At 61.9% G+C, this 24,000-nt stretch carries 24 protein-coding genes and 1 tRNA gene; 11 read left to right on the top strand and 14 right to left on the bottom strand.

Annotated elements, in window-relative coordinates; translation table 11 throughout:
• Positions 1 to 132: 132 nt before the first annotated feature.
• Entirely contained in the window at positions 133 to 1,404 is a 1,272-nt protein-coding gene (locus LB566_RS29230; protein ID WP_224629511.1) for an extracellular solute-binding protein, read from the bottom strand.
• Positions 1,405 to 1,508: 104 nt separating this feature from the next.
• Here LB566_RS29230 and LB566_RS29225 point away from each other — a divergent pair, with 104 nt between their 5' ends.
• Both LB566_RS29225 and LB566_RS29220 read left to right on the top strand, forming a co-directional pair.
• Positions 1,509 to 2,381, top strand: coding sequence for a helix-turn-helix domain-containing protein (locus LB566_RS29225; protein ID WP_224629508.1), 873 nt, complete (start codon positions 1,509 to 1,511; stop codon positions 2,379 to 2,381).
• A 171-nt stretch (positions 2,382 to 2,552) separates the two neighbouring features.
• Positions 2,553 to 2,628: transfer RNA gene (locus LB566_RS29220), tRNA-Phe, on the top strand.
• A 338-nt stretch (positions 2,629 to 2,966) separates the two neighbouring features.
• Here the strand turns inward: LB566_RS29220 and LB566_RS29215 are convergent.
• From LB566_RS29215 to LB566_RS29200, 4 genes are all read right to left on the bottom strand, one after another.
• The gene (locus tag LB566_RS29215; protein ID WP_224629506.1) at positions 2,967 to 3,296 is read right to left on the bottom strand and encodes a hypothetical protein; all 330 of its coding nucleotides are present in this window, start codon (positions 3,294 to 3,296) and stop codon (positions 2,967 to 2,969) included.
• A 58-nt stretch (positions 3,297 to 3,354) separates the two neighbouring features.
• Positions 3,355 to 4,353: a TRAP transporter substrate-binding protein gene (locus LB566_RS29210; RefSeq protein ID WP_140552689.1), complete on the bottom strand. Its 999-nt coding sequence runs from the start codon at positions 4,351 to 4,353 to the stop codon at positions 3,355 to 3,357.
• 301 nt (positions 4,354 to 4,654) lie between these two features.
• Entirely contained in the window at positions 4,655 to 5,596 is a 942-nt protein-coding gene (locus tag LB566_RS29205; RefSeq protein WP_224629571.1) for a cupin domain-containing protein, read from the bottom strand.
• 293 nt (positions 5,597 to 5,889) lie between these two features.
• Complete coding sequence (locus tag LB566_RS29200; protein ID WP_224629504.1) at positions 5,890 to 6,834, bottom strand: 2-hydroxyacid dehydrogenase; 945 nt, start codon at positions 6,832 to 6,834, stop codon at positions 5,890 to 5,892.
• 474 nt (positions 6,835 to 7,308) lie between these two features.
• Between LB566_RS29200 and LB566_RS29195 the strand changes: the two genes are divergently transcribed.
• Together LB566_RS29195 and LB566_RS29190 are read left to right on the top strand one after the other, a co-directional pair.
• Positions 7,309 to 8,436, top strand: coding sequence for an iron-containing alcohol dehydrogenase (locus LB566_RS29195; RefSeq protein WP_224629503.1), 1,128 nt, complete (start codon positions 7,309 to 7,311; stop codon positions 8,434 to 8,436).
• A 40-nt stretch (positions 8,437 to 8,476) separates the two neighbouring features.
• Entirely contained in the window at positions 8,477 to 9,223 is a 747-nt protein-coding gene (locus LB566_RS29190) for an SDR family oxidoreductase (protein WP_224629502.1), read from the top strand.
• A gap of 83 nt (positions 9,224 to 9,306) precedes the next feature.
• Here the strand turns inward: LB566_RS29190 and LB566_RS29185 are convergent, their stop codons facing one another.
• The 7 genes from LB566_RS29185 to LB566_RS29155 form a co-directional block, all read right to left on the bottom strand.
• On the bottom strand, positions 9,307 to 10,107 hold the full coding sequence (locus LB566_RS29185; protein ID WP_224629501.1) for a type II secretion system protein GspK: 801 nt from the start codon (positions 10,105 to 10,107) through the stop codon (positions 9,307 to 9,309).
• A 183-nt stretch (positions 10,108 to 10,290) separates the two neighbouring features.
• On the bottom strand, positions 10,291 to 10,851 hold the full coding sequence (locus LB566_RS29180; protein WP_224629500.1) for a prepilin peptidase: 561 nt from the start codon (positions 10,849 to 10,851) through the stop codon (positions 10,291 to 10,293).
• Entirely contained in the window at positions 10,848 to 12,995 is a 2,148-nt protein-coding gene (gene gspD, locus LB566_RS29175) for a type II secretion system secretin GspD (protein ID WP_224629569.1), read from the bottom strand. The genes LB566_RS29180 and gspD overlap by 4 nt, the downstream gene beginning before the upstream one ends.
• A gap of 80 nt (positions 12,996 to 13,075) precedes the next feature.
• The gene (locus tag LB566_RS29170; protein WP_224629498.1) at positions 13,076 to 13,357 is read right to left on the bottom strand and encodes a DUF1007 family protein; all 282 of its coding nucleotides are present in this window, start codon (positions 13,355 to 13,357) and stop codon (positions 13,076 to 13,078) included.
• A gap of 18 nt (positions 13,358 to 13,375) precedes the next feature.
• On the bottom strand, positions 13,376 to 14,653 hold the full coding sequence (locus LB566_RS29165; RefSeq protein ID WP_224629496.1) for a TRAP transporter large permease: 1,278 nt from the start codon (positions 14,651 to 14,653) through the stop codon (positions 13,376 to 13,378).
• Positions 14,650 to 15,195, bottom strand: a complete 546-nt coding sequence (locus LB566_RS29160; protein ID WP_224629494.1) for a TRAP transporter small permease — start codon at positions 15,193 to 15,195, stop codon at positions 14,650 to 14,652. The genes LB566_RS29165 and LB566_RS29160 overlap by 4 nt, the downstream gene beginning before the upstream one ends.
• A 218-nt stretch (positions 15,196 to 15,413) precedes the next feature.
• On the bottom strand, positions 15,414 to 15,704 hold the full coding sequence (locus LB566_RS29155) for a DUF1330 domain-containing protein (protein ID WP_140552698.1): 291 nt from the start codon (positions 15,702 to 15,704) through the stop codon (positions 15,414 to 15,416).
• Between the two features lie 211 nt (positions 15,705 to 15,915).
• Between LB566_RS29155 and LB566_RS29150 the strand changes: the two genes are divergently transcribed.
• The 7 genes from LB566_RS29150 to LB566_RS29120 all read left to right on the top strand — a co-directional run bounded on the left by LB566_RS29150 (position 15,916) and on the right by LB566_RS29120 (position 20,967).
• Positions 15,916 to 16,725 (top strand): IclR family transcriptional regulator, encoded by an 810-nt coding sequence (locus LB566_RS29150; RefSeq protein ID WP_140552699.1) that lies wholly within the window; start codon positions 15,916 to 15,918, stop codon positions 16,723 to 16,725.
• Between the two features lie 199 nt (positions 16,726 to 16,924).
• Complete coding sequence (locus LB566_RS29145) at positions 16,925 to 17,206, top strand: hypothetical protein (protein WP_224629490.1); 282 nt, start codon at positions 16,925 to 16,927, stop codon at positions 17,204 to 17,206.
• A complete protein-coding gene (locus LB566_RS29140; protein ID WP_224629487.1) occupies positions 17,203 to 17,589 on the top strand; it encodes a hypothetical protein in 387 nt (128 codons plus the stop codon). Before LB566_RS29145 ends, LB566_RS29140 begins: the two co-directional genes overlap by 4 nt.
• A 91-nt stretch (positions 17,590 to 17,680) precedes the next feature.
• Positions 17,681 to 18,262, top strand: coding sequence for a DUF2796 domain-containing protein (locus tag LB566_RS29135; protein WP_224629484.1), 582 nt, complete (start codon positions 17,681 to 17,683; stop codon positions 18,260 to 18,262).
• A gap of 1 nt (position 18,263) precedes the next feature.
• A complete protein-coding gene (locus LB566_RS29130; protein WP_224629483.1) occupies positions 18,264 to 18,989 on the top strand; it encodes an ABC transporter ATP-binding protein in 726 nt (241 codons plus the stop codon).
• The gene (locus LB566_RS29125; RefSeq protein WP_224629478.1) at positions 18,986 to 20,242 is read left to right on the top strand and encodes an ABC transporter permease; all 1,257 of its coding nucleotides are present in this window, start codon (positions 18,986 to 18,988) and stop codon (positions 20,240 to 20,242) included. The genes LB566_RS29130 and LB566_RS29125 overlap by 4 nt, the downstream gene beginning before the upstream one ends.
• A gap of 35 nt (positions 20,243 to 20,277) precedes the next feature.
• Positions 20,278 to 20,967, top strand: a complete 690-nt coding sequence (locus LB566_RS29120) for a DUF3299 domain-containing protein (RefSeq protein WP_224629476.1) — start codon at positions 20,278 to 20,280, stop codon at positions 20,965 to 20,967.
• Positions 20,968 to 21,042: 75 nt separating this feature from the next.
• Here the strand turns inward: LB566_RS29120 and LB566_RS29115 are convergent, their stop codons facing one another.
• Together LB566_RS29115 and LB566_RS29110 are read right to left on the bottom strand one after the other, a co-directional pair.
• Complete coding sequence (locus LB566_RS29115; protein WP_224629473.1) at positions 21,043 to 22,686, bottom strand: GspE/PulE family protein; 1,644 nt, start codon at positions 22,684 to 22,686, stop codon at positions 21,043 to 21,045.
• Positions 22,687 to 23,055: 369 nt separating this feature from the next.
• The coding region (locus LB566_RS29110) for an NAD(P)(+) transhydrogenase (Re/Si-specific) subunit beta (protein ID WP_224629470.1) at positions 23,056 to 24,000 on the bottom strand (945 nt) is incomplete at its 5' end.

The raw sequence follows: 24,000 nt of genomic DNA, 5'->3' as shown, positions 1-24,000 counted from the left end.
CAAGCTGTGGTCCCCGCGCGCAGCGGGAACCGGTCCGTCGGTCATGCAACATTTCACACGGCCCCCGAGGAAGCTCCGCGGGCCGCGGTCGGGTTCGGGCGGCGCATGCCTGCCCGGACCCCGTCTGGGAGGTTATGATTTGACCGGCAGCCCGGTCGCCGCCGCGATCTGGGCGGCGGCATCGTCGAGGGCTGCCTTGGCATCGGGATAGCCGCCGGCGAGATATTTGGTCTGCACGGCGCGCATGATGATTTCGGCGTCGCTCTGGAACTGCGTGCCGCGGCTGGGGACGATCTTGGGCAAAGTGGCGAGGATGTCCTTCCACACCGCCTGCCCGCCCCAATAGGGCAGACCTTGCGAGACGTAGGGGTCGTTCAGGGCCGAGACCAGCGAGGGGACGAGGCCGAACTCCTTGAGCATGGTGATCTGGCCCTCATTGGTTTCGAGCGTGTATTTCAGGTACTCGTAAGCCGCTTCCTTGTTCTTCGACCCGGAAGTGATGGCCAGCGACGAGCCGCCGAGATTGGCGGCGCGTGGCCCGTCGGCGGTAAGGCTCGGCATCAGATAGACGCCCCATTTGCCATTCTCGCCGGCCGATTCGGTGCGGATGGTGCCTTCATACCAGCCGCCATAGACCTGGGTGGCGACGGTGCCGGCGGTGTTGTTGGTGATCTTGGTGCCCCAGTCGGCCGAGGAGATGATGCCGGCGTCCTTCATCTCCTTGATCTTGGCCAGCGTATCGACGCATTTCGGCTGGTTTACCGTGATCGACTGGCCATCCTCGGAGAAATAACCGCAGCCCTGTTCATTGGAGATCATGCGGAAGAATTCGGTGTCGCCGTTGAAGTCGGCGTTGGTCATGGTGACGCCGGGATTGGCGGCCTGGATCTTCTTGCCGGCGGCGATGAAATCGTCCCAGGTCTTGATCGATGCCGGATCGACGCCGGCCTTTTCGTAGAAGTCGCGCCGGTAGAAGGCGGCGACCGGGCCGGAATCCCACGGCATCGCATAGGCCTTGTCGCCGACCTCGAGCTCGGTGCGCTTGAAATCGGGGAATTTCGCCTGGTCCTCGGCGCTGTAGCCCAGCGTGTGCAGGTCAACGAAGCAATCGGGAAACTGGCTCCAGTAATTCTCGGCCTCGCCGTTCTCGATGGTAACGACATCAGGCAGGCCGACGCCGCCGGCGGCACATCCGGCGATCGATTTGTCATAGGTCGGCTGGTTGCCGAGGTCCTGGACGGTGACCTTGATGTCAGGATGCAGCTTGTTGAACCCGGCAATCGTCGCCTTCAGCGACGAGGCGGCGATGTTCCAGCTCCAGATGGTGATTTCGCCCGATTGCGCGAAGGCCGGGGCTGAACCCAAGGCAAGCGCGAGCGCGGCGCAGGACAGTATGATGCGCATTGAAATCCTCCCATTTCATTTGCTCTCTCTGCGAGCCGGGCTAGACTATGCGGCGCGGAAGGCTTGTCCCCGACAAAGGGAATACGAAATTGGCGGAAAGTAAGATGCCGGACCGGCCGTTTTACCAGCCTGGCGCCAGCAGCGTGGAAGGAATGCCGCTGCTGTTGCAGATGTTCCACACCGCACCCCTGGTGATGCTCAAGCCGCACTGGCATGCGCAGGTCGAGGTGAACTTCATCATGCGCGGCAGCGTGCATTATCGCATGAACGACCACGAAATCTCGCTTTCGGCCGGTGAGATGTGCCTGTTCTGGGGCGGACTGCCGCACCAGATGGACGATTTGAGCGACGACGCCATCTATGCCGGCGCGCATCTGCCGCTGGTGCATTTCTTCCGGCTGCATCTGCCGGCTGACATACGTCACCGGCTGATGACGGGTGCCACGCTGGTGACCAGCGCCACCGATCAATCCGACAACGACAGTTTCGACCGCTGGAACCGCTACGCCCGCTCCGGCGACCCGGCCAGGGCGGAGCACGCCGTCAACGAACTGTTGCTGCGGCTGGAGCGGGTACGGTTCGAGCCCTACAGGCTGGTGCCGGAAAACGCGGCCGGACAGGAAGCGGGCAGCCCGTTCGACCAGCAGTCGTCACGCAATGTCGGGCGCATGTGCGATTTCATCGCCGAGAATTTCCTCTACGACATCGATTGCATGAACATAGCGGCGGCCGCCGACCTCCATCCCAAATACGCCATGAGCATCTTCAAGAAATCCACCGGCATGACGCTCAACGAATATGTCAACCTGTTGCGGCTGAGCTATGCGCAGGCGCTGCTCATGCACCAGGACGCCAATGTGCTCAGGGTCGCGATGGATTCGGGGTTCGGTTCGCTCAGCGCCTTCAACAAGTCGTTCCGGAAGCTCGCCGGCATGACACCTACGGATTTTCGCAAGGGATTGGCGGGCGCCAGATAGCGGCGACGCGGCGCGGAAACCAGCGCATCAAGCGGCACTTCTTTTCCTGCCGGAAATCCACATCTGGGCGCTGGACAGGCCGGATTCCCATGCTATAACCCACGCGCTTTCAAGGGACGCCCACGGCGCTTCCATGAAATCCGGAGCGCGAGTTTTCGTTAGCCGGAACAGGCCCAGATAGCTCAGTTGGTAGAGCAGCGGACTGAAAATCCGCGTGTCGGTGGTTCGAATCCGCCTCTGGGCACCATTTTTTCTCAATTAAACAAAGACTTACTCTCTAGCGTAATAGCCTGGATGACTGTAACATCCGTGGCCATTGTGTAATTATACCGCCTCCATACCGTCGAGGGAGTGATTCAGGTATGGCTACGACGGTCAACAGATTTGGCCTAATTGGCGGAGCCGGGAAACGGCCGCTGCACAGAGGACGCCTCTGCCGATAATGCCAGCGCGCTCCAGGCCAGTCCTGTTTGAAATCGCCTCGTGTCTCAGAACTTCATTCGAGAAGGTCCGGCGCGAAGAGGCGTAATCGGAGGGGCATCTCCCGCAGGTTCTGTCGCAAGCGAGAGCAGGCTCGCCGGCGCATCAAGCGCCGCATCCGATCCATGCTCGGCTCGAGGGAGGGTTGGAATAGCGCGTATCAACGAGCTGCCAAGTGCCGCTGAATGCCTGGACGAACTGGTCCACGGACTGCGCCCGTACCACCGTGGCCAGGGACGACATGCCCGCCGCCGCCAGACGACGGTCAAAAATCTCACCCCAACTAGAGGTTTGAGAGATATCGATGCCGGTCGCACCCAGATGCCGGAAGCCGGCCTGGAACGCGGGAGCACCGTCAATTTGTTGAACCTTGGCGTCTGCGACGTGTCCCAAGCCGGGCACACTGCTTGCGGCTTCAAACTGAATCAGGCGCACGATGCTTCCGCAAATGGACGCCGGAGCAGGCGAACCTGGCTCCGGCGTCATAAGACCTCTACGGCTTGGCGACTGCCGCCATGGCGGCGCGCGCCTGCTCGACCAGATCGGCGCCGATCTTTTCGCTGTACTCTTTCACGACAGGCGCAACGCGTTCGGTCATGGCTGCGAGCGCTTCAGGCGTGGGTTGGGAAATCTCGAAGCCCTTCGCCGCGAGCTCCGCCTCCAAATTCTCTGCCTCCTTGCGAGAAATATCCCGTTGGAAGGCTGCCGATTCCTTTGCCGCTTCCATGACGAGTTTCTTGTCTTCGTCCGAGAGGCTTCCAAACCATTTCTGGCTCGCGAGAAGAACAAACGGCGTATAGACGTGGCCCGTCTTGGTCAGATACTTCTGCACCTCATAGAACCTTGCGGTGTAGATAAGAGCGTACGGCGTCTCTTGGGCATCGACGGCGCCATTTTCGAGGGCGCTGTACAGCTCAGGCCAGGGAAGCGGCGTCGGATTGGTTCCCAAAGCCGTCCAGGTCGCAATGAACAACGGGTTGGGTATGACGCGGATGTTGATCCCTGCCATATCGTCCACCGTTTTGACGGGACGAACCTTGTTGGTCATGTGGCGGAAGCCGTTGTCCCACCACGCCAGACCGACGATGCCGGTCTTTTCCTTCAGTTGTGCAAACAGCTGCTCGCCGACCGCGCCGTCCATGACGGCATCGACCGCGGCGAAGTCCTTGTAGAAAAACGGAAGGTCGTAGATCATGAATTGCGGAACGACGCCGACCAGGTTGGGCGTGGGGCCAACCATGATGTCGATGAAGCCGGCCTGAACCGACGCCTGCATCTCGGGCTCGCTGCCGAGCACGCCATTTCCGAACGTGTCGATCTTGATGCGCCCGCCCGTCTTCTCTTCCACCAGCTTCGCAAAATAGCGCGAAGCCTGTCCGACCGGATGGTCTTCCGTGGGCACGTAGCCCAGGCGCGGGTTCTGAGCCATGGCCGGAGCGGCAGCCAAGAGCCCTCCCAGCAGCGCCGCAGTCAGAAACAATACTTTCTTCATAGTTCAACCTCCCAAGAATTGGTTCAAAGGAACCAGAATGCAGGAACTGCAACCACTAAGGAACAGGACCGGCGGTACGAGAATGGCCTATTCGGCCAAGACTAACGATGTGGCGTCCCTGGCTACTGAAGCGGGCGGTACGCCGCTTCTGCGCCGGCGATGCCTCCGACCGGCGGTGTGATCAATTTCTGCGGCCACGATGAACGCCCCCCGAATACACCCCGGCCGATGCTCCCCGCCGCGCCAAAGTCAGGTCAGACCAACGGCCCGCCCTCACGATGAGGACGGGCCACCGGCAACATCAATCAAGCCATCCCTTGCCCGAGATCGGGGGCGTCGGGGGATTCGGCTGGGAGGCCGTTGGGGGCCAGTTATGCGTACCGGTCGGGAAGGGATTGATAGCAATCCGCGTGTCGTACCCCGGACAATAGTTCGCCGCCGAGTGCCACCGGCCGGCCGGGACATAGACAATATCGCCGGGCTCTGAGACGAAGCCCGGCAAGCCTTCGAGGTTGTATTGGATCTGACCTTCCATGATGAACCAGAATTCACCATAGTTGATGTGCCTGTGCCCGAGCGCCGTGGGGGGCTGCATATTGCAGTTGAACGCCTGGCCGCGGATGGCGTTAACGAACAAGCCAGGGGCGGTTACGAATGCGCCGCCCGAGGGCGAAGCAAGGAAATCCCTGAAAGTAGAATTGCCCGTCCCAAGGGCTTCTGCACCCGGATCCTGTCGCGTCAACCCCCAGGTCATCCCCGCCGGCGGCTTCGGCAAGGTTGCCGCCGCCTGCGGGTAAGTGATCTTTGCGTCCGCGGTGAAGACCTCGAAGTGCAGGGACGGCACCGCGCCGACGTTCTTCATCTGGAACTGTGTGCGCGCGGGAACCTGGACCATAAAGCCTTTGGTGGCCGTAAACGGCGCCTCGCTCCCGATCGTGAACTCGACCGAACCTTCCCAGACAATGAAGGCGGCGCGGGTATCCGATATGAACATGGCCGGCGACTGATCACCGACCGCCAACTGCACCCATGAAGCCTGCAGGTGCTTGTCCCTCACGACCTCCTGGTGCCAAGTCTTGGACTGATGTGCGGGAGAAATCTTGGCGCGCACGTCGGCTATCGTCGTATGCGGCTTGTTCGGGGCCTTGTATGGTGCCAGCGCCACCGGCTTTGGCGTCCAGGTGAACACCGTCTGTGCGAGCGCCGCGGTGGACGATACCGCCCCGATCGCTAGCGCGGCCACGACGGCCAATCCGCCTTTCCATAGGTTCATAAGAGTCACTCCTCCGTTTTCTGCTTGACCGATGGTGACACCGCGAATCTGACCGAAACCCCCAAGCATCGACCGATCAGAGAGTCCACAATGTGGACGCAATGTCCAACAATGTATACTGGGCAGACTATTAACGGATTGTCAACGCCTCACCGCCGCACTTCAGGGCCTTGGCGATCGGATGCTTGCCTGTTGGGTTAACGTGCATGGGTCCTAACATCCGCTGACAGTGCAGGAGGCCTCGGCGGCTGATCGGAGGCTGTCTAGGGTACGGGTGTGATCGCCGCTCCACTCTGGAACCAGGCGATCACGTTCTGTGCCACGAGGTCCGCCATTGCGGTGCGCGTGCTGACCGACGCGGATCCGATATGCGGTAGGATCGTCAGGTTATCGAGCCCCAGCAGGTCTTCGGAGACATTGGGTTCATCCGCGAGCACGTCGAGGCCGGCCGCCGCAATGGCTCCTGTGCGCAGGGCGCCGATCAGTGCATCCTCGTCCACGACCGTTCCGCGGCCTACGTTGATGAACACACCCTCGGGCCCGAGGGCGGACAGCACCTCGGCATTCACGCTGTTTGCGGTCGACGGGTCGCCCGGCACGATGGAGATGAGCACATCGACGGCACTGGCGAGTTCCAGCAGTGAAGGAAAGTAGTCGTACGCGACCCCCTCCGCCGGACGCCGGCTGTGATAGGAAACAGGAAGCCCAAACGCTTCAACTCGTCGGGCGATGCAGCGACCGATCCGCCCCATTCCGTAGATGCCGACCCTGCGGTTCCGCAGCGTCAGACGGCTAAGCGGGTAATCCGATGCTTTCCACCGGCCCTCGCGAACGAAGGCTGCCGCCTTGGGTATCTCGCGCACGACGCTGATAAGGAGCCCCAACGTCAGATCGGCGACCTCCTCGTTCAGGACATCAGGGGTGTTCGTAACGACGATATTCTTGCTGCGTGCGTAGGCAGCATCCACCGCGTCGTAGCCGACGCCGTAGCTGGCGATGATCTCAAGGTTGGGAAGGGCGTCTATGAACTGCCGATCGATTCTGGCGCGACAGGCCACGGCACGAATTGACGTCCGCACCTCCGGAGACAGATGGGCGTGAATGTCACAGTCAGGGGTTTCGACCAGGCTGAAATGCGTTCTGAGCATGCAGCGGGCATGCTCGTGCATCCAGCCTGGTATCAACACGGTGGCGGCGGGTTTCGACAAAGGCTTTCCTTCCGGTTCGGGGGTGTCACTGCCGGCACGAATGGCCGCAGGCGAATCAGGGTTTTCGCACGGGAGGCCTTTGGACTGCGCAATGCGCCGATAGTGAGCCGCGGACTTGATTTGGCTTCGAGTTCGCGGCGGCTGGCCAGTTCCTCCGGCGAAATCAGCATGTCAGCGGTTCCTGTACCATGTCCTCCAAGATCGCCATCGATCTGACCATAATGTGGTCAATCGGTCCAAATTTGGATAAGGGCCCGCAACCTCTTTGTCAAGGCGGCGGGAACGCCGCCGCAACCATAAGGTGGAGCTTGACAAGTGTGCAGTTCCACCTAATGCTTGGGCAGATTGTCCATATTATGGACTAAGCGATTCCAAGAAGGTCGCGGGTTCGCATTCACCGGCTGCACGAAATGTGCCGAATGCCAGACGGTGGCTGCAGCGATGCATGTGCGGAATGTCAAGGAGTGTGGCAGCGTGAACAATATAAACTACCTTACAAATATCAATTTCGGACTTGGAGCGGCCGAGTCACTGGCAGAAATTTTGCGCGAACTCGGCGTGTCCCGCCCTTTGGTGATCAGCGATCACGGCATCAAATCCGCTGGTTTGCTTGAGCGTCCGGTATTCGAGTTCCTGAGAACAGCGCCGATCTTCCTGGACGTTCCCTCCAACCCGACTGAGGCCGCAGTTGCTGCCGGTCTCGCGCTGTACAGGCAAGGCGACTGCGATGGGGTAGTGGCGATTGGCGGAGGCTCTCCGATCGACCTGGCCAAGGGCGTGGCGCTGCTCGCCACGCACAATGGTGAACTTGAGCGTTATGCAGCGATCCTGGGCGGGGTGGCACGCATCACCGGCGCGGTAGCGCCCCTTGTGGCCATCCCGACAACGGCGGGTACGGGGTCCGAAGTTGGACGCGCGGCACTGATCACACTGGATGACGGCCGGAAGCTCGGGTTTATCAGCCCCTACCTCATCCCGCGCAGGGCGATCTGTGACCCGGGGTTGACGATGGGGCTCCCCCCGGCTCTGACGGCCTCGACAGGGCTCGACGCACTGTCGCATTGTATCGAGACGTATCTTTCCCCCCGCTATAATCCACCTGCCGAGGCAATTGCCACCGACGGCTTCCAACGCATCTGGAAGGCTTTGCCTGTCGCCTACGCAGACGGCGCGAACGCGGAGGCGCGGACCGAACTCATGATGGGTGCCCTCGAAGGGGGCATGACGTTTCAGAAGGGGCTTGGAGCCGTCCATGCGCTTAGCCATGCATTGGGCGGTCTCAAGGAGGCTAAGCTCCATCATGGGACGCTCAACGCCATCCTGATGCCGACCGTCCTTCGGTGGAACGTGCAAGTTGAAGCCGTGGCTCAGAAGGTCGACTACCTCGAGCGCCTGGCGGGACTTGAACATACAACGCTCGCAGATGCGCTGGACGGGTTGAACCGTAGTCTGGGCATTACGCCCAGATTGTCCGAACTGGGGGTCCCCCGGCACGTCATCGATTGGGTGTGTGAGCGAGCCATTGCAGATCACAGTCATCCCACAAATCCACGTTCGCTGACCAAGGAAGACTACGCCGCGATCCTTGAGACCGTTTTCTAGGCTGCGAATGCCCTCAAAGGAGGAGCGAGGAGGTAATTCCGTGAGACCGATCGTGATCGTAACGGGCGCAAGCCACGGCATCGGTGCCGCAACGGCGCGGCTGTTCGCCGTTGAAGGCTACGATGTTTGCATAAACTATCTTTCGGATGCTGCCGCCGCATCCGAAGTCGTTGAGCACTGCAAGGCCGCAGGCGCCCGCGCCATCGCGGTACAGGGAGACGTGGGCAAGAAGGAGGACATCGAGGCCCTGTTCAGCGCCTGCGACGATGCACTTGGGCGAGTGACCTGCCTGGTCAATAATGCCGGGATCATTGGGAAAGCCGGCAGAATCGAGGAGTTGCAGCCCGCGGTGCTGGAAAACACCTTCAGGACCAACGTCTTCGCCGTCATGTACTGTATACAGGAGGCGGCGAAACGCATGTCCAACCGCAAGGGCGGCAGAGGCGGGACGATTATCAACATGTCTTCGCTCGCCGCCTTCCTCGGCAGCCCGAACGAATATGTGCATTATGCCGCAAGCAAGGGTGCAGTGGAATCCATCTCCATCGGCGCGGGCAAAGAACTGGCGCCGGAGGGCATCCGCGTGAATGCCATACGTGTCGGGACCACCAACACGAGGATACACACCCAAGGCGGAAACCCCGAGCGACCAGCCAGGATTGCGGCGGCAACCCCGATGGGGCGCATCGCGGAGCCTGAAGACATCGCGCGCGCGGCCCTGATGCTTGCGTCTCCTGGCGCGGGGTTCATGACAGGCACCCTGATCACGGTGTCCGGGGGGCTCTGATGCTCCGCGGTCGGGATTCCGCTGGGAGGACAGGCTGGCCTGGCACTCCCCGCTGAGACCGGTCGCGCCCCATCAACGGGCATTCATTCCAACTCAATTGCCGCGCGACGCCAGTCAAGCACTCTGTAAGGTGCCTCGTCCGCGTTCGACACAAGTATCAATGCTTCAAAAGATTCGCTGTAGCCGGACAGCAGGGTCGTCCGGAGATCGACGCGCCAGCTCGGTGCCGGCTTCAGCGTGTTGAAGGTCACCCCCGCCAGCGACTGATCGAGTTGCTCGCGCGACAGACGGCCGGCGTGGAAATCCTTGATCGCCTTTCGCACCGACGCCGGCAGGCCAGGAATGTCGCCCAGCAGTCCATCATCGAGCGCTTCCAGGCGAACGCCGGCCAAGCCGGAGGAGACGGTGACATAGGGTTCGATGGCGATGGCCATGTCGGGCGTTATTCCCGGGAAGGCGGCCAATTCGGAGACCGTCTGAAACAGCTTTGTGTCGTTTCCAGACTGCTGCGGAGCGGAACCTGCCGGCTGTCCGTTCAGCGGAGTCGGCCGGGCGCGGTGGCCGATGATCTTTGTCGCCAGATCGTCCGCGGTTCCGGGAGCGGCGCCGGCGGCTCGCAACGCGCCAACGATCAGCGGCCGCTCGGCGGTGTTGAGATCGATCCGCAACGCTTCATTTCTCGCGGAGATGGAAGCGACCCCGGCTGGCAGGGTGATCGTGGACGATATCTGATCGCTCAGCGCGACTACACCGTCCGGCGGGCCGGCGCGGATCTCGGCCGCGGCCTGCGACAGCCCGGCTTCAGCCAGAATGCGCGCCGACGCCTTGTCTTCCGTGACGCGCACACTGGCCACGACCCCGGTCATCTGCACGCGAAGTATCACGGCAAGGAATCCCAGAAAAATCATAATCCACAGGACGCTGACGAGGATTGCACCCCGCCGGCTCGTTGACGAGTTCATGCCCACTGCCGCAAGACCCATTTCGCCCCCATGCCTCGCCACGAAAGATGACGCCACGATCCCGTCGAAATCAAGACTTCGCCTCCCCCGGCCCAAGCAATGTGATCACCATGCGGCGGGCAGCCACGCCCAGACGATGGCCAGTGCCGGCGCGAGGAACGTTCCGAACGGAACGCGCGCCGCGGCACGGAGCGGGCGGCGCAAGCGAACCGCGCGGATGACGCTGAAGATGAAAGCCGCGACCGAAGCGAGTAGGATCTGGGCGCCGACGCCGGCCAGCCCGACCAGGACGGTGGACACACCGATCAGCTTGATGTCGCCGAAGCCTATGCCGTCGCGGCCGCGCAGCCTCCCATACGCGACGTCGAACAGACACAGCAGGAGCATCAGGGCGCCCCCCGGCCCGATGCGCCAGGCGAGCGCGGCGAAATCGCTCGCCTCGAACCACCAGTCGGCGAGCGCGACGACCAAGATGCCGGCCGTGTAGCGGTCAGGAATGAGCAAAGACGCAAGATCATGAACCGCGATTGCCGCGGCCAGAACACATAGCGCAAGCGTCGACGCGACGACGAATGCGGGGCTTCCGATGACAGCGGGCACGGTAGCGGCGGCGAGCGCGACTGCGACGGCGGCGGCAGACCGACGCCGCGCCCTCAGAATCTTCATTCGATCATCGTCTTGGCAGGCCGCCGCAGCGGCACGTTTCTGGATGGCTGGTTCATCAGCCGCAATTGCGACCGCATCTCCTCCGCCACATGTTGCGCATCCATGCCGTCCTTCATGACCTGAGGCCGAATCAGGATGATCAGCTCCGTCCGCGTCGCGGAGTTCTGGTTGCTCCGGAAGGCGTCGCCGATGACGGGCAGATCGCCAAGCACCGGCACGCCGTCGCGGCCGCGCTGCTGGCGTTCGCTGATCAGGCCGCCGAGCATCACGGTCTGGCCGCTGGTGACCGATACGGTCGAGCTGACCTTTCGTTGCGATATGGTCGGCGTCAGGGACTGGGCCTGGCTACGCTGGACCGAGCTGATCTCCTGTTCGATGACGAGGCTGATCGTGCCGTTCCCGGTGATCCGGGGCAGAACCTTCAGGATCACGCCGGTATCGCGGAACTCGACGTTGTTGACGACCGGCGCTTCGGGATCGGTGACGGACTGCGCGGTGCGGGTGACGATCGGGATTTCATCACCGACCTGCAGCAAGGCGGGCTTGTTGTCGAGCACCACCACCGAGGGCGAGGAAAGCACCTTGACCTCGGTAACGCCGCGCAGCGCATCGATGACAACGCGCGGCTCGGTGTCGGGGCCGAGCAGCAGGTTGAAGCCCGGAAGCGTTCGCGACAGCACGGCCTTGCTGGCTTCCTGGAACAGACCGACCGATCCGTTGTTGCCGCCCGCGCCGATATCATTGGATTTCAGGAAGAACTGCACGCCATAGCGCAGCTCGTTGGTCAGGGTGACCTCGGCTATCGTCGCTTCGATAGCGACCTGCTCTTGCGGCCGGTCGAGTGCGGTGATCGCCTGTTCGATCAGCCGTTGCTGGTCGGGCCGTCCGTAGATGAGAATAGTGTTGTTTTCCGGGTTCGCGGCGATGCGCACGCCGCTTTGCGACCCACCACCACCGCCCGCGATAGGCTGGTCGGTGTCGCCACCGGGGGCCGGCAGGCTATCCGCCATGCGCTGATCCGGCGTCGCAGTGGCCGGCTGGGAACCATTGGCGCCCTGATTCTGGCCGTCGGCCTGCGAGCCGGGCGGAAACTGCGAGGCCGGGTCTTCCGAAGCCGACGATGCCGGGGCGCCGTTGAATATTTCGTTGACCATCGATGCAAGGCGCCGTGGCTCCAGGTGCTGGACCTTGTACACCCGCAAATTGGAGGCAGACGCGTCGATCCGGTCGAGCCGTTCGATCCAGCTCGCCGCCCGCTGCAACTGGTTGCGCGTCTTCGCCACCACCAGAATCGCATTGCTGCGCTCGATCGGCTGGACCCTGATCGTGTTGCGTCCGCGCCCCCCCTCCCCGATGTCGAGCACGCGGGTCAGCTCGGGCATCATGGTGGCCGCGCTGGAATTGTTGACGGGGAAAATGCCGACCGACTGGTCGGCCAGCCAGTCCTGGTCGAAAGAGCGCGCTGCTTCGATCGCCGCGGTCCGCTCCGCCGCCGTCCCCTGGAAGATCAGCGCGTTGCGGCTGGGATCCTCGCGCACCATGCCGGGACGGGTGACGAAGTTTTCGAGCAGCGGCAGGATCGTGCTGGCGGAAACGTTTTTCAGGGGAAACACCGTGACGGCGTAGCCGGGCTGGATGGTGGTGCCCGGATCGAGTTCGGCGGCTCCGAACGCTTCGTTCGAAGGAATCAGCCGCAGACGGTCGCTTTCGCGCATCATGGCCACGCCGCTGCTGTGCAGCGCGGACTCGAACATGGTGAGGATTTCCGGGGCCGGCGTAGGCTTCGACGTCGTGATCGATACCTTGCCCGCGATCCTGGGGTCGAGCGAATAGCTGATTCCCAGCACCTCCCCCAGCACCGTGCGGGCCGCGACCTTGATCTCGGCCTCCTCGAGGTTGACCTCGAACTTTTCGCCGCTCAGCCGCTCGAGCGACTTGCGCTCGCCGGCGGTCAGCTGCTGTCCGTATCCGTAGTATACTTCACCCTGCCGATTGTTCTGCGTGCGCCCGAAGCCGAGCCTCGACAGAAAACCGCCGCCGGAAGGCTTGCGCGCACTCAAATCTGCGTTCGCGACCTTGTCCATGGCATCCGGCCGCGCGGCAACGTCTCCAAGAAAATCACCAGTGGAGGTACACGCGGCCACTACCGCCAAGAGGCAGGCCGCCGCGCCTCTGCGAACCCACACGGAACAGGCATTTGGAGCGCTGCCTTGCCGACCTACCCTCACCTACACACCCAACCCAAGCCTACGCCCGGCGCCTCGGGAAAATACCGTTCTATGACGCTTGAAAACCACAAAGCACGCCTTCTGCTTCCCGCTTGGACACCGTACACCTCGTCGACTTCGGTCAGCCCGAGGCAGGCGAGGAACTCAAACACGTGCAGCGATTGGACATTGACATGCGCCAGCGGTTGCAACTCGCCCCGCACCGGGGCCTTGCCGACGTCCTCGTCGGGGCCCTGTATCGCATCGGCGGAAAAGCCGTCGTCGAATGTCCAGTCCAACTCCCGACGTTTCGAACCTTAATGCAACCATGACGCTGGCACGCTCACCAGTGCCGGGAACAGAACCAGCAGCAAGATGAGGATCATCTGGGCCACAAGGTAAGGCATGGCACCCTTTGTAGCCTCCTCCATTGAAACTCCGCTGACTCCGCACACTGTGTTGAGGACCGTTCCGACGGGAGGCGTGATCATGCCCACCGCGTTGACCATCATGAAGATGACCCCGAAATAGACCGGGTCGATGCCGGCCGCATTGACGAGCGGTATGAGGATGGGCACCAGAATGGTGATGCAGGGTGCGAAATCGAGCGCCGTGCCGACGATAAAGACAGCCAGAACGATCATACCCATCAGCAGGATCGGCGAGTCGATGAATGGACCGAGGAGACTGACGAGCTGGGCGGGCATATCGGAAATCGTCAGCATGAAGCCGGAGATCATGGAGGCAGCCACCAACAGCATGATCACTGCTGTCAAGCGCCCGGCGGCGAGCAGCGCGTCATAGAGCAGCCTCGGTGTCAGTTCCCGATAAACAAACAGCCCGACGAACAGTGCATAGGCAGCGGCAACGACGCCGGCCTCAGTAGGGGTGAAGATGCCGAACCGCAGTCCGGCCAGGATAATCGCTGGCATCATCAACGCCCAACCGGCGGTCATGATGGTTTTCGGGAGGTCCCTGCGCGGTATTTTGAGCCGGACCGTCGCCGTTTCCTTTTTGGCGAGGAACCACCAGGCGATTATGAGGCTCAGCCCCATCAAGAGCCCTGGCACGATTCCGGCGAAGAACAGGCCGACGATGGAAATGTTTGCGGTGACGCCCAGGATGATGAACCCGACAGACGGCGGGATCACAGGGGCGATAATGCCTGTAGCCGACATCAAGCCCGAGGCTCGACCCATATGGTAGCCCGCATCCCGCATCAGGGGGACCAGCATGACCGCGAGCGTCGCTGTATCCGCGATTGCGGATCCGGAGACGCTGGCAAGCACCAACCCAGTGCCGATGACCACGTAACCGAGGCCGCCACGTATGTGACCGACGAGCGCCAAGGCCACGTTGACGATGCGGCGGGAGAGGCCGCCGGCGTTCATGAGCTCGCCGGCAATGAGAAAGAACGGGATCGCCATCAGCGGATAGCTGTCAGCGCCATTGACCAGCCGCTGCGCCAGAATCTGTGCATCCAGATTTCCCATCAGCATCATCATCGCGACGCCCGACAGCATCAGGGCGAAGGCGATTGGAATCCCGATGCCCATCGCACCAAGGAGGGAAGCGATAAAGACCAAGCCGCTCACGGTGCTTTCTCCGAAATAAGCGCGGGGGGCACGACCGGCAGCGGCTCAACATGCTCCACCCCCGACCAGGGGGCGGGCAGGATGCCGCGCAGGGAGCGCCAGAGATCAAGGAGGAGAACCAGAGCCATCAGGATGGCAGAGACGAACCCCGCGGCGTAGATGGAGCCCACGGGAATTCCCGACAGTGCCAGGACGTTGCCCCACTCGATGATGGTGAGTGACAAGCTGCCCTGTCCCATGAGCCAGCAGCACCAGAGCATCAGGCCGTATGAAACAAGAAAGCAGGCGAGGCGCGCCCTTCGAGGCAACCGGACAACCAACGACTCGACGCCGAGATGCGCGCCCTTGGCCAGGGCCACCACGGATCCCATGAAGATGACCCAGACGAGGACCACGCGGGAGACTTCAACGGCAAACGGAATGCCTGAGCTGAAGCCGTAACGTAGCACGACATTTGTAAAGATCAGGATGCTGATGACGGCCATGCCGACGACGACGAAGACGTCAAAAGCCTTGAAAAGCCACTGTAACGGCGTGGTCATAACTGCTCCCAAAAGGTTGTGCGCGCATGCATTGATCCTTGCGGCACTCTGACGAGAACCCGCAGACCGTGAGCAGGGAGCCTCCCGCATGCTGATGGGGTAGAAACGCCCAATCGCGTGATGAAGGCCTGTCCTGCTCATCCGGTCGAACAGCGCAGGGGTAAAGGCAACGATCCCTCCAACCAGTATGACAGGAGGTCCCGGGCGAGCTTCCGGTGTCAGACACCTTCCACCACGGCCAGATGTGCCTTGGCATGCTTCTCGCGGGCCTTGATCGCCGTTTGATACTCTGGAGAGTTGTAGCAGGCGAGAGCGGTCTCGTAGTCCTTGAACTCGATGACCGCCAGGCGGTTCGCGTGAGGGCCTTCCATGACCTGGCTCATTCCCGCGCGAACGACGAAGGACGCCCCGTATTTGTCGAACGCTGCCTTGTTCAAGGCAATGTATTCTTTATAGCCCTCCTGGTCCGCAATATCGACCATTGCAACCCAGTATCCTTTTTTGGTCATCTGCTTCCTCTCCCACAGAAATTCCCGTACCCTCTCGCGGAAGATACGGACGTCCCGATGCGTTCAAATTCGCCACAAGTGCATTGGCCGTTGATCCTCCTCGATCACACGGTTAGAACCGGAGCTATGACGCTGACTACAATATGGACAGCTTGTCCAAAACCGTGTAGTACCACCATGTTTCGTTGTCAAGCTTGCAAGGAGATGCGCCATGGGCCTAAGTGAGCTCCAGGACGAAGCCGACGAGAGAGTTCCTACTCACGTACAGGGAGCGGCCTCGTTCTCGAAGTTCATCACTGTTCTGCAGATCATCGCGGATGCCCCCGGAGCATTGGACATTGCGCAACTGACAAAGTGCGCGCCATTTCCCCGGGGGACGGTCTACCGCCTGGTTTCGGCGCTCACGGCGGAGGGCCTCATCACGCAGTCGGGAGAGGGTGGAACGTTCCGCTTGGGCCCGCGCCTCCTCCAGCTTGCTGCCAAGACCTGGGAGGACTCCGACTTGCGGACGATCGCTAGGGATTTTCTGGTTTCGCTCCGCGACGCAACGGATGAGGCGGTGCACCTTGCGGTGCCCAGCAACAACCGGATGGTCTACATAGACAAGTTGGTGGGCTCCAGCAGGGTTCAGATGAAAACCAGCATTGGCGGCCAGGTTGAACTTCACTCGACATCCGTGGGTAAGGCGTGGCTGTCTGGTCTGCCAGACCAGCGGCTGATGGAAGTCATCAAGAGCCTGGATCTGAGACGCCATACCGCCAAGACGTTCACGACACCCGAAGCGCTGTTCGATGAGTTGAAGCGGACGCGCGAGCAAGGGTTCGCGTTCGATGACGAGGAGAACGAACCGGATATCCGCTGTCTCGGCAGCCCGATCTTCAATCGTTCGGGGGAACCGATCGGAGCGGTAAGTATCAGCATGCCCGTGTATCGGCACGACGCGCGGCGCCACGAGCTCTGCGCAAGGCTGGTGCGTCAAACGGCGAAACAGATCAGTGTCGAATTGTCCAGGATGGTGTAGCGCTGGGCGCGCCACCGCGTCCATCGCCACCATCGACCTACCGCTTCAACGACATCGCTATCATTCGACGCTGAGGAAGATGGCTGATCCAACAGCACCGAAACAGCCCTGGGGGCCTTTCAAGCCATGTCAGTCCGGAAACCCGGCAGGCAGGCCCGAAGGGACCCACAACAAGCTCGTTGCAGCATGCCTGGAGGACATGCTCGCGGATTGGGAGGCCAACGTGCCAGCAGCCATTGGCAAGAAGCGAGAGGAAAAGCCAGACGCACACCTCGAAGTCGTCGCTTCGATCCTGCCGCGAGACTTGCCGCACCAGATCGACAAGCGGCAGCCCTTCGTCGATGCCTTCGCCCATCGCTACGACCGTCACAGGCCACGCGACGCTCTCGACGAATCAACTAAGCCGAGTATCTCAAGACCTTCAGCGGCGCGCCCCGAAGGCCTCCTCACATGTCTTGAACCAGGACATCTTGCAGGATGACACCAGGCGAACTCACTGTGCCGGAATGGCTGCGACGATCTCAGGCGATAGCCTGCGTGACATTGCTTGGCGTGCTTTTCCATATGGCATTTGCTTTCGGACACATCGATGGCCCGACGCATGGAAACGGCTTGCTCTTATCCGGCTTCGAGCGGTTGCTCGCACGATCCGGAGAAGGGCCCGCGTCGGGGCACCACGACGACAAGGGCCATTGTGACATATGCATCATCGGCTCCATGGGAGCCGCACTGCCGGCGCCTCCGGCAGTTCATGTCCTTTCCGAGCTCACCTTTTACACGATCGACTGGGTCGCGACCGCGGCGCGCCCGGACACCATAGAACTCTCTTCACACTACGATATCCGCGGCCCTCCGGGAGCTTGAATGGATCGCTGAGCTGCCGCTTCTCGCGGTCGCGCAACGCGCCGACACTTGTCGATGGCGGCTATGATCATATCGATCTGGAGAGACAGAGATGGGATTGCATCACCACACCGGGACGTTGTTTGCCGCTGGCATGTTTATTGTTATTTCGACGGCGCACGCAGAAGAAGGTCGTCGAGAGCTTGGACCACATGTCCATGGACACGGGACATTGGCGATCGCTTTCGAGGCCAACAATGTTCAGATGGAGCTCGCTGCCCCCGGCATGGATATTGTCGGGTTTGAGCACGAAGCTGAAACCGCAGAGCAGAAGAGCGCCGTCGAGACCGCGCTCGCCGACCTTAAGGAACCCTTGAAGCTCTTCGCGTTGCCCGACTCCGCAGAGTGCACCGTCATCTCCGCCGACGTCAAAGTCGTCGCGGAAGAACATGAGGACCACCATGCCACGGCGGAGGCCGGTGAGGCCGCGGGTTCTGAAGAGCACGAGGCCCATCACACCGAGTTCCGAGCAACTTATGCTCTCGCCTGCGCGGATACTGCCCAGGCCTCGTGGCTCGACTTCCCCTTCTTCGATCGCTTCGCCGGATCCGGGAAACTCGGCGTGACGGTCGTCGATGCCAATGGACAGACCGCTTTTGAGGTGTCCCGCGAGGCGCGCTATCTGGAGAGATGAGATGAACGCGGAAGCCGCGACAGACGCCGTGCGCTTGCACGGCGTCGAATACAGGTGGAACGCGCGAGATCCGTTTTGCCTCTCAATCGGCGAGTTCGAAGTTTCCCGCGGGGAGCGTCTTCTGCTGCTTGGCGCATCCGGTAGCGGAAAGTCGACGCTCCTCAGCTTGCTGACAGGCATCGCGTTGGCGCAAGCTGGGCGCTTGGAAGTCCTCGGGCAACGGCTTGACGAATTGAGCGGCAGCGGGCGCGATCGGTTTCGGGCGGAACATTTTGGCATCATCTTTCAGATGTTCAATCTTCTTCCCTACGGCGCCGTCATCGACAATGTGCTGTTACCGCTCAGCTTCGCACCGGAACGTCGCGCCCGCGCAACGGCTGCGGGCGGCGCGGAGAGCGAAGCCCGGCGCCTCTTGTCGGCCCTGAGGCTTCCGGCGGATATCGGGCAGCAGACGGCGGCCACCTTGAGCGTCGGTCAGCAGCAACGCGTCGCGACGGCGCGGGCGCTCATCGGCTCCCCCGATATTGTTGTCGCCGACGAGCCGACATCGGCTCTCGACGACGATCGGCAGCAGGATTTTCTCGACCTGCTGTTCGGCCAGATCGACGCCACCAAGGCAACTCTGATCATGGTCAGTCACGACCGACGCTTGGCACGACATTTCACCAGAGTGGTCCAGCTCACCGACATCCTGGCAAAGTCGAAACGCGAAAGCGACAAGAGATGATCGTCGCCCGTCTTGCCTTCCAGTCCCTGAGCAACCGCTGGATCACGGTGCTGCTGACGATTCTTGCGATCTCCGTCAGCGTCATGCTGCTGCTCGGTGTCGAAAAGGTGCGCAGCGGCGCAAGAGGCAGCTTTGCCGGGACCGTGTCGGGCGCGGATGTGGTCATCGGTGCAAGGTCAGGCGCCATGCAACTCCTTCTCTACTCCGTGTTCCGCATCGGTAACGCCACCAACAACGTCACATGGCGCAGCTACCAGGATATCGTTTCGCGCTCGGAGGTCGCCTGGGCAATTCCGCTTTCACTTGGCGACAGCCATCGCGGCTTTCGCGTCATCGGGACGACTCCGGATTATTTTGTGCACTTCCAGTATCGCGGCGGCCAGTCCTTGAAGTTTGCGGCTGGCGCCCCCTTCAATGACCTCTTCGATGTCGTCATCGGCTCGGACGTCGCGAGCCGGCTTGGCTATTCCATCGGCGACAACATCACCGTCGCGCACGGCGCGGGCTCCCTTGGGCCGCAGCACGATGACCTCCCGTTTCGCGTGTCCGGCATTTTGGCGCGTACCGGCACGCCTGTGGACAAGTCCCTCCATGTCAGTCTGAAGGCTGTCGAGGCCATTCATGTCGACTGGCGGTCTGGTTCACGGATCCCGGGGCAAGTTACGACGGCCGACCGTCTGCGGCAGATGTCGCTTCCTCCGAAGGCGATAACCGCCGCGATCATCGGCTTGAAGTCGCGCCTGCAAGTCATCGGATTCCAGCGCGGGGTGAACGAATACAGGGCCGAGCCTCTTTCGGCTGTGCTGCCGGGGGTCGCCTTGCAGGAGATGTGGAGACTGGTCGCCACCGCCGAGACCGCATTGCTTGGCGTCTCCGCGATGGTCGTGGTGACCTCGATGCTCGGTTTGTCGGCGATGATCCTGTCGACGCTCAACGAGCGACGGCGTGAGATCGCGATATTGCGCTCGCTGGGGGCAAAGCCCGGCACGGTTGCAGGACTTCTTGTCGGAGAGGCGACACTGCTGACAGTAGCGGGGATCGCAATAGGGACGGCGGCACTTTATGCGGTCCTGGCGGTGGCCCGCCCGCTTGTTGACAGACAGTTCGGCATCGACATCGGCATTCAGCCTCCATCCACGACCGATGCTCTGTTGCTATTGGCAATATTGATCGGCGGAATGGCGGCCGGTTTTCTGCCTGCCTATCGCGCCTACAGGATGTCCCTCGCAAACGGCATGATGGTGAGAACATGAAGACCCGAAGAACTTTCCTCCGCAACGCGAGATCGATGTTCCACAGCATCGCGCTCATGCTCGCGGTCTTGGGCCTTGGCTGCGGCGCCGCATATAGCGTGGGGCCCACCCAGCTGAAATGGGAGATGCTTGTCCCGCCGGCCGAATCGCTGGCAAATTCCCCGGACGAACTTCCTTTGGAGCAGCAGGAGGCATTGAGAAATGTCCTCTACTGGAAAGGTCACCCGTCGGGCGAGTTGAGCGAGGAGTTCGCACTCCAGCGCGAGGAAGCCAAGAAGAGGGTCGACGCCGACAGGGAGAAACTTGCAAAGCAGGGCGTCGATCTTGATGCGCTCTACGAACGATACGTAGCCTGGGCTACGGAGGTCGAGAGGCGCGGAACCCTTACCGAGCAGAAGTATGACGGCGAGCGGGTAGCCATCGCCGGATATCTTCTGCCGCTGGAGTTCGATCCGAAAGGCACGACGGAGTTCCTGCTTGTCCCCTATTTCGGTGCGTGCATCCATGAGCCGCCACCGCCGCCGAACCAGGTGATCTACATAAAGTCATCCGCTCCGTTCGCGCCTGCGAGCCTGTTCGAGGGCGTTCGAATAACGGGCACTATGCGGGTGCAGTCCGAAAAGAAAGACCTCTCCTTCGTCGACGGTTCAAACGCCGTTGCTTCGGGCTATGTTTTGGAGGGCGAGAGCATCGAGCCCTATGAAAACGAGGGCGGCGGGCAATAGTAACCAAGGGCTGCGCAGGATTTTCCAACCGCCAGTCCGCAGATCAGAGGCAAGCACACCCGCGGACGGATTCGCTCAGCGAAACCCGGTGACCCTGAGTACCTCCGCCGGCGAGGTGAGACCTTGCCCTGCCTTCCTGGCACCGTCATGCGCCATCGTGCTCATGCCCCGCTCCAGCGCGAGCGCTTCGATCCTGGAGTGGTCTGCTCCTTGTGAAGCGAGCTCGATGATAGCCTCCTCGAGGACCAGTATCTCGAACACGGCGATGCGGCCTCGATACCCCGTGCCGTTGCAACGGCCGCAGCCCACTGCGTTGAACACTTTCTGGCCCTGGGAGAACCCGACAGCCTGGTAGCGCGAGTCGGAGGAGAAAGTCTCGGTCGAAAGAATTCCTTCCTGCTTGCAGTGATCGCAGAGCCGCCGCAACAGGCGCTGGGAGATGATGCCTCGTACGGCGCCGACCAGAAGATAGGTCTCGACACCCAGGTCGCGCATACGCGTGAAGGCCGCCGCAGCGGTGTTCGCGTGGACGGTGGTGAGAACGAGGTGTCCGGTGAGCGCTGCCTGGACGGCGGCCCGTGCCGTCTCGCCGTCACGTATCTCGCCGACCAGGATCACGTCGGGGTCCTGTCGCACGAACGTCCGGATCGCGGATGAGAAGGTGATGCCGATCGCGGAGTTGATCTGCGACTGCACGATGCCAGGAATCTGGTACTCGACGGGATCCTCGATGGTCACGATCTTGCGGCCCGGATCGTTTAGCTTCGAGAGCGCGGCGGCGAGCGTCGTCGTCTTGCCGCTGCCGGTCGGGCCGGCGACGGCGATCATTCCGTGGGTGTGCTCAAGGAGCCGGTTCAGCGTCTGCCGTTCTTCCTCGTGCAGGCCCACACCAGCGAAATCCAGCAGGACGCTGTCGCGGTGCAGGATGCGCATGACGACGGTCTCGCCATGGATGGAGGAGAGGGTGGCAACGCGCAGTTCGACTTCGCGGTCGCCGATGGGAAGGCGCATAGCACCATCCTGAGGCTTGCGGCGCTCGGTGATGTCGAGGCCCGCGAGAACCTTGATTCGCGACACGATCGCATCGCCCATTTCGTGCGGCGGCGGAGGCATGATCCGCAAGACGCCGTCGATGCGGAAACGCATCACGAGCCGTCCGCGCATCGGTTCGAGGTGGATGTCGGTTGCCCTCAGATCGAGCGCGCGCCGGAAGATGTCGTCGACGACAACCACAACCGGCGCGCCGCTCGCGAGATCCCGCAGGCTTGCGATAGCCGCTTCGGAGGTTGCTCCTTCGCCGGTGGCCTGGGCAACATCCTGGGTGCCGGAAAGGCGTTCCAGGCAAGATTCCAAGTCGGGTGCGGGAACCACGCAGACCTCGACGTCACCATCGAGAATGGATCGCAGCGCCTCTATCGGGTCTGCGTCTCCGGGGTGGAGAACCCCTATGACGGCGCTCCCGTCAGGCGCCGTGAGCGGCGCGATCCAGTTCTCCACAAGAAATCGGTTTGAGAGATTCTGCGCGACGGGCCTGTAGTCAGCGAGTTGCTGCCGGTCGAGAAGCCGCACGCCATAATAGGACGACAGGAAGCCTGCGAGGGCATCGGCGTCGACGATCTGCGCTTCGATCAGGCGGTGCAGGTCGGAGGCTCGCGAGGCGGTGCTCTCACCGAAAAGGCCCCGCGTAGCCTCGCGGCTCGCCAGTCCGGCATCGGCCATGGACGGCAAGAGCGAGTGTAAGTCTGTAAGCTTTGGGTTCATTGAACGTACCTGTCGCACTTGACCCTTGAGCACAATGGACGCCGGCTTGCGCATGCCGAATCCGGCTTTCGGCTTAGTCCGCAGAGCGGTCTGCCTGACATACGATTCCGGATCCGGCGGTTCCCCGGAAAGCTGCGCCAGACCAGAAGGCTGTGCGGTATAGGTGTCAAGAGCCCACGCCCTTCGACCGTGACGATCGTCGCGGAGGGCCGCTTCGGCCTAGGAAGGATATCTTAGCCGCAAAGGCAGACTGCGCCGCGTTGGAATGAGCAGGCTTGGAGTGGCTGGGGCCCTTCCCGCTTCATCGCCTTGCTGGGCGTATCAATCTCAGTGATCCATGGCCTTGACGATTTCCTCGGTCATCTTCTTGGCGTCGCCGAGCAGCATCATGGTGCCGTCCTTGTAGAACAGCGTGTTGTCGATGCCGGCATAGCCGGAGCCGAGCGAGCGCTTGACGAACAGGCAGGTGCGCGCCTTGTCGACGTCGAGGATCGGCATACCGTAGATCGGTGAGCTCTTGTCGTCGCGCGCGGACGGGTTGGTGACGTCGTTGGCGCCGATGACATAGGCGACGTCGGCCTGCGCGAACTCGGAGTTGATATCCTCCAATTCGAACACTTCGTCGTAGGGCACGTTGGCTTCGGCCAAGAGCACGTTCATATGGCCCGGCATGCGCCCGGCCACGGGGTGAATGGCGTATTTGACGTCGACGCCGTTGGCCTTGAGCTTGTCGGCCATCTCGCGCAGCGCATGCTGCGCCTGCGCGACGGCCATGCCGTAGCCCGGCACGATGATGACCTTCTGCGCGTTCATCATCAGATAGGCGGCATCGTCGGCCGAGCCCTGCTTGACCGTGCGCTCGATGCCATCATCGGCTTGAGCCGCCGTCTCACCACCGAAGCCGCCGAGGATGACGGAGATGAAGGAGCGGTTCATGCCCTTGCACATGATGTAGGACAGGATGGCGCCCGACGAGCCGACCAGCGCGCCGGTGATGATCAGCGCCAGATTGCCGAGCGTGAAGCCGAGCGCGGCCGCCGCCCAGCCGGAATAGGAATTCAGCATCGACACCACGACCGGCATGTCGGCGCCGCCGATGGGGATGATGAGCAGCACGCCCAGCACCAGCGATGCGGCAACGATGAGCCAGAAGACGAGCTTGGATTCGGTGGAGACCAGAAGCACGATCAGCACGACCAAGGCGATGCCAAGCGCGATGTTGATGACATGGCGGCCGCCGATCATGATCGGCTTGCCGGACATGCGCCCGTC

It is taken from the genome of Mesorhizobium sp. CA13, from assembly GCF_020165235.1.
In the GTDB taxonomy this organism is placed as follows: Bacteria; Pseudomonadota; Alphaproteobacteria; order Rhizobiales; family Rhizobiaceae; genus Mesorhizobium.
This window is presented reverse-complemented; position numbering and strand designations above follow the sequence as displayed.

Bases quoted from the DNA above. Each gene is read 5' to 3' on its own strand.
- LB566_RS29230 (WP_224629511.1), bottom strand. From the start codon at position 1,404: ATGCGCATCATACTGTCCTGCGCCGCGCTCGCGCTTGCCTTGGGTTCA.
- LB566_RS29225 (WP_224629508.1), top strand. From the start codon at position 1,509: ATGCCGGACCGGCCGTTTTACCAGCCTGGCGCCAGCAGCGTGGAAGGA.
- LB566_RS29210 (WP_140552689.1), bottom strand. From the start codon at position 4,353: ATGAAGAAAGTATTGTTTCTGACTGCGGCGCTGCTGGGAGGGCTCTTG.
- LB566_RS29180 (WP_224629500.1), bottom strand. From the start codon at position 10,851: ATGAAGATTCTGAGGGCGCGGCGTCGGTCTGCCGCCGCCGTCGCAGTC.
- LB566_RS29160 (WP_224629494.1), bottom strand. From the start codon at position 15,195: ATGACCACGCCGTTACAGTGGCTTTTCAAGGCTTTTGACGTCTTCGTC.
- LB566_RS29155 (WP_140552698.1), bottom strand. From the start codon at position 15,704: ATGACCAAAAAAGGATACTGGGTTGCAATGGTCGATATTGCGGACCAG.
- LB566_RS29150 (WP_140552699.1), top strand. From the start codon at position 15,916: ATGGGCCTAAGTGAGCTCCAGGACGAAGCCGACGAGAGAGTTCCTACT.
- LB566_RS29145 (WP_224629490.1), top strand. From the start codon at position 16,925: ATGCTCGCGGATTGGGAGGCCAACGTGCCAGCAGCCATTGGCAAGAAG.
- LB566_RS29140 (WP_224629487.1), top strand. From the start codon at position 17,203: ATGACACCAGGCGAACTCACTGTGCCGGAATGGCTGCGACGATCTCAG.
- LB566_RS29135 (WP_224629484.1), top strand. From the start codon at position 17,681: ATGGGATTGCATCACCACACCGGGACGTTGTTTGCCGCTGGCATGTTT.
- LB566_RS29130 (WP_224629483.1), top strand. From the start codon at position 18,264: ATGAACGCGGAAGCCGCGACAGACGCCGTGCGCTTGCACGGCGTCGAA.
- LB566_RS29125 (WP_224629478.1), top strand. From the start codon at position 18,986: ATGATCGTCGCCCGTCTTGCCTTCCAGTCCCTGAGCAACCGCTGGATC.
- LB566_RS29120 (WP_224629476.1), top strand. From the start codon at position 20,278: ATGTTCCACAGCATCGCGCTCATGCTCGCGGTCTTGGGCCTTGGCTGC.
- LB566_RS29115 (WP_224629473.1), bottom strand. From the start codon at position 22,686: ATGGCCGATGCCGGACTGGCGAGCCGCGAGGCTACGCGGGGCCTTTTC.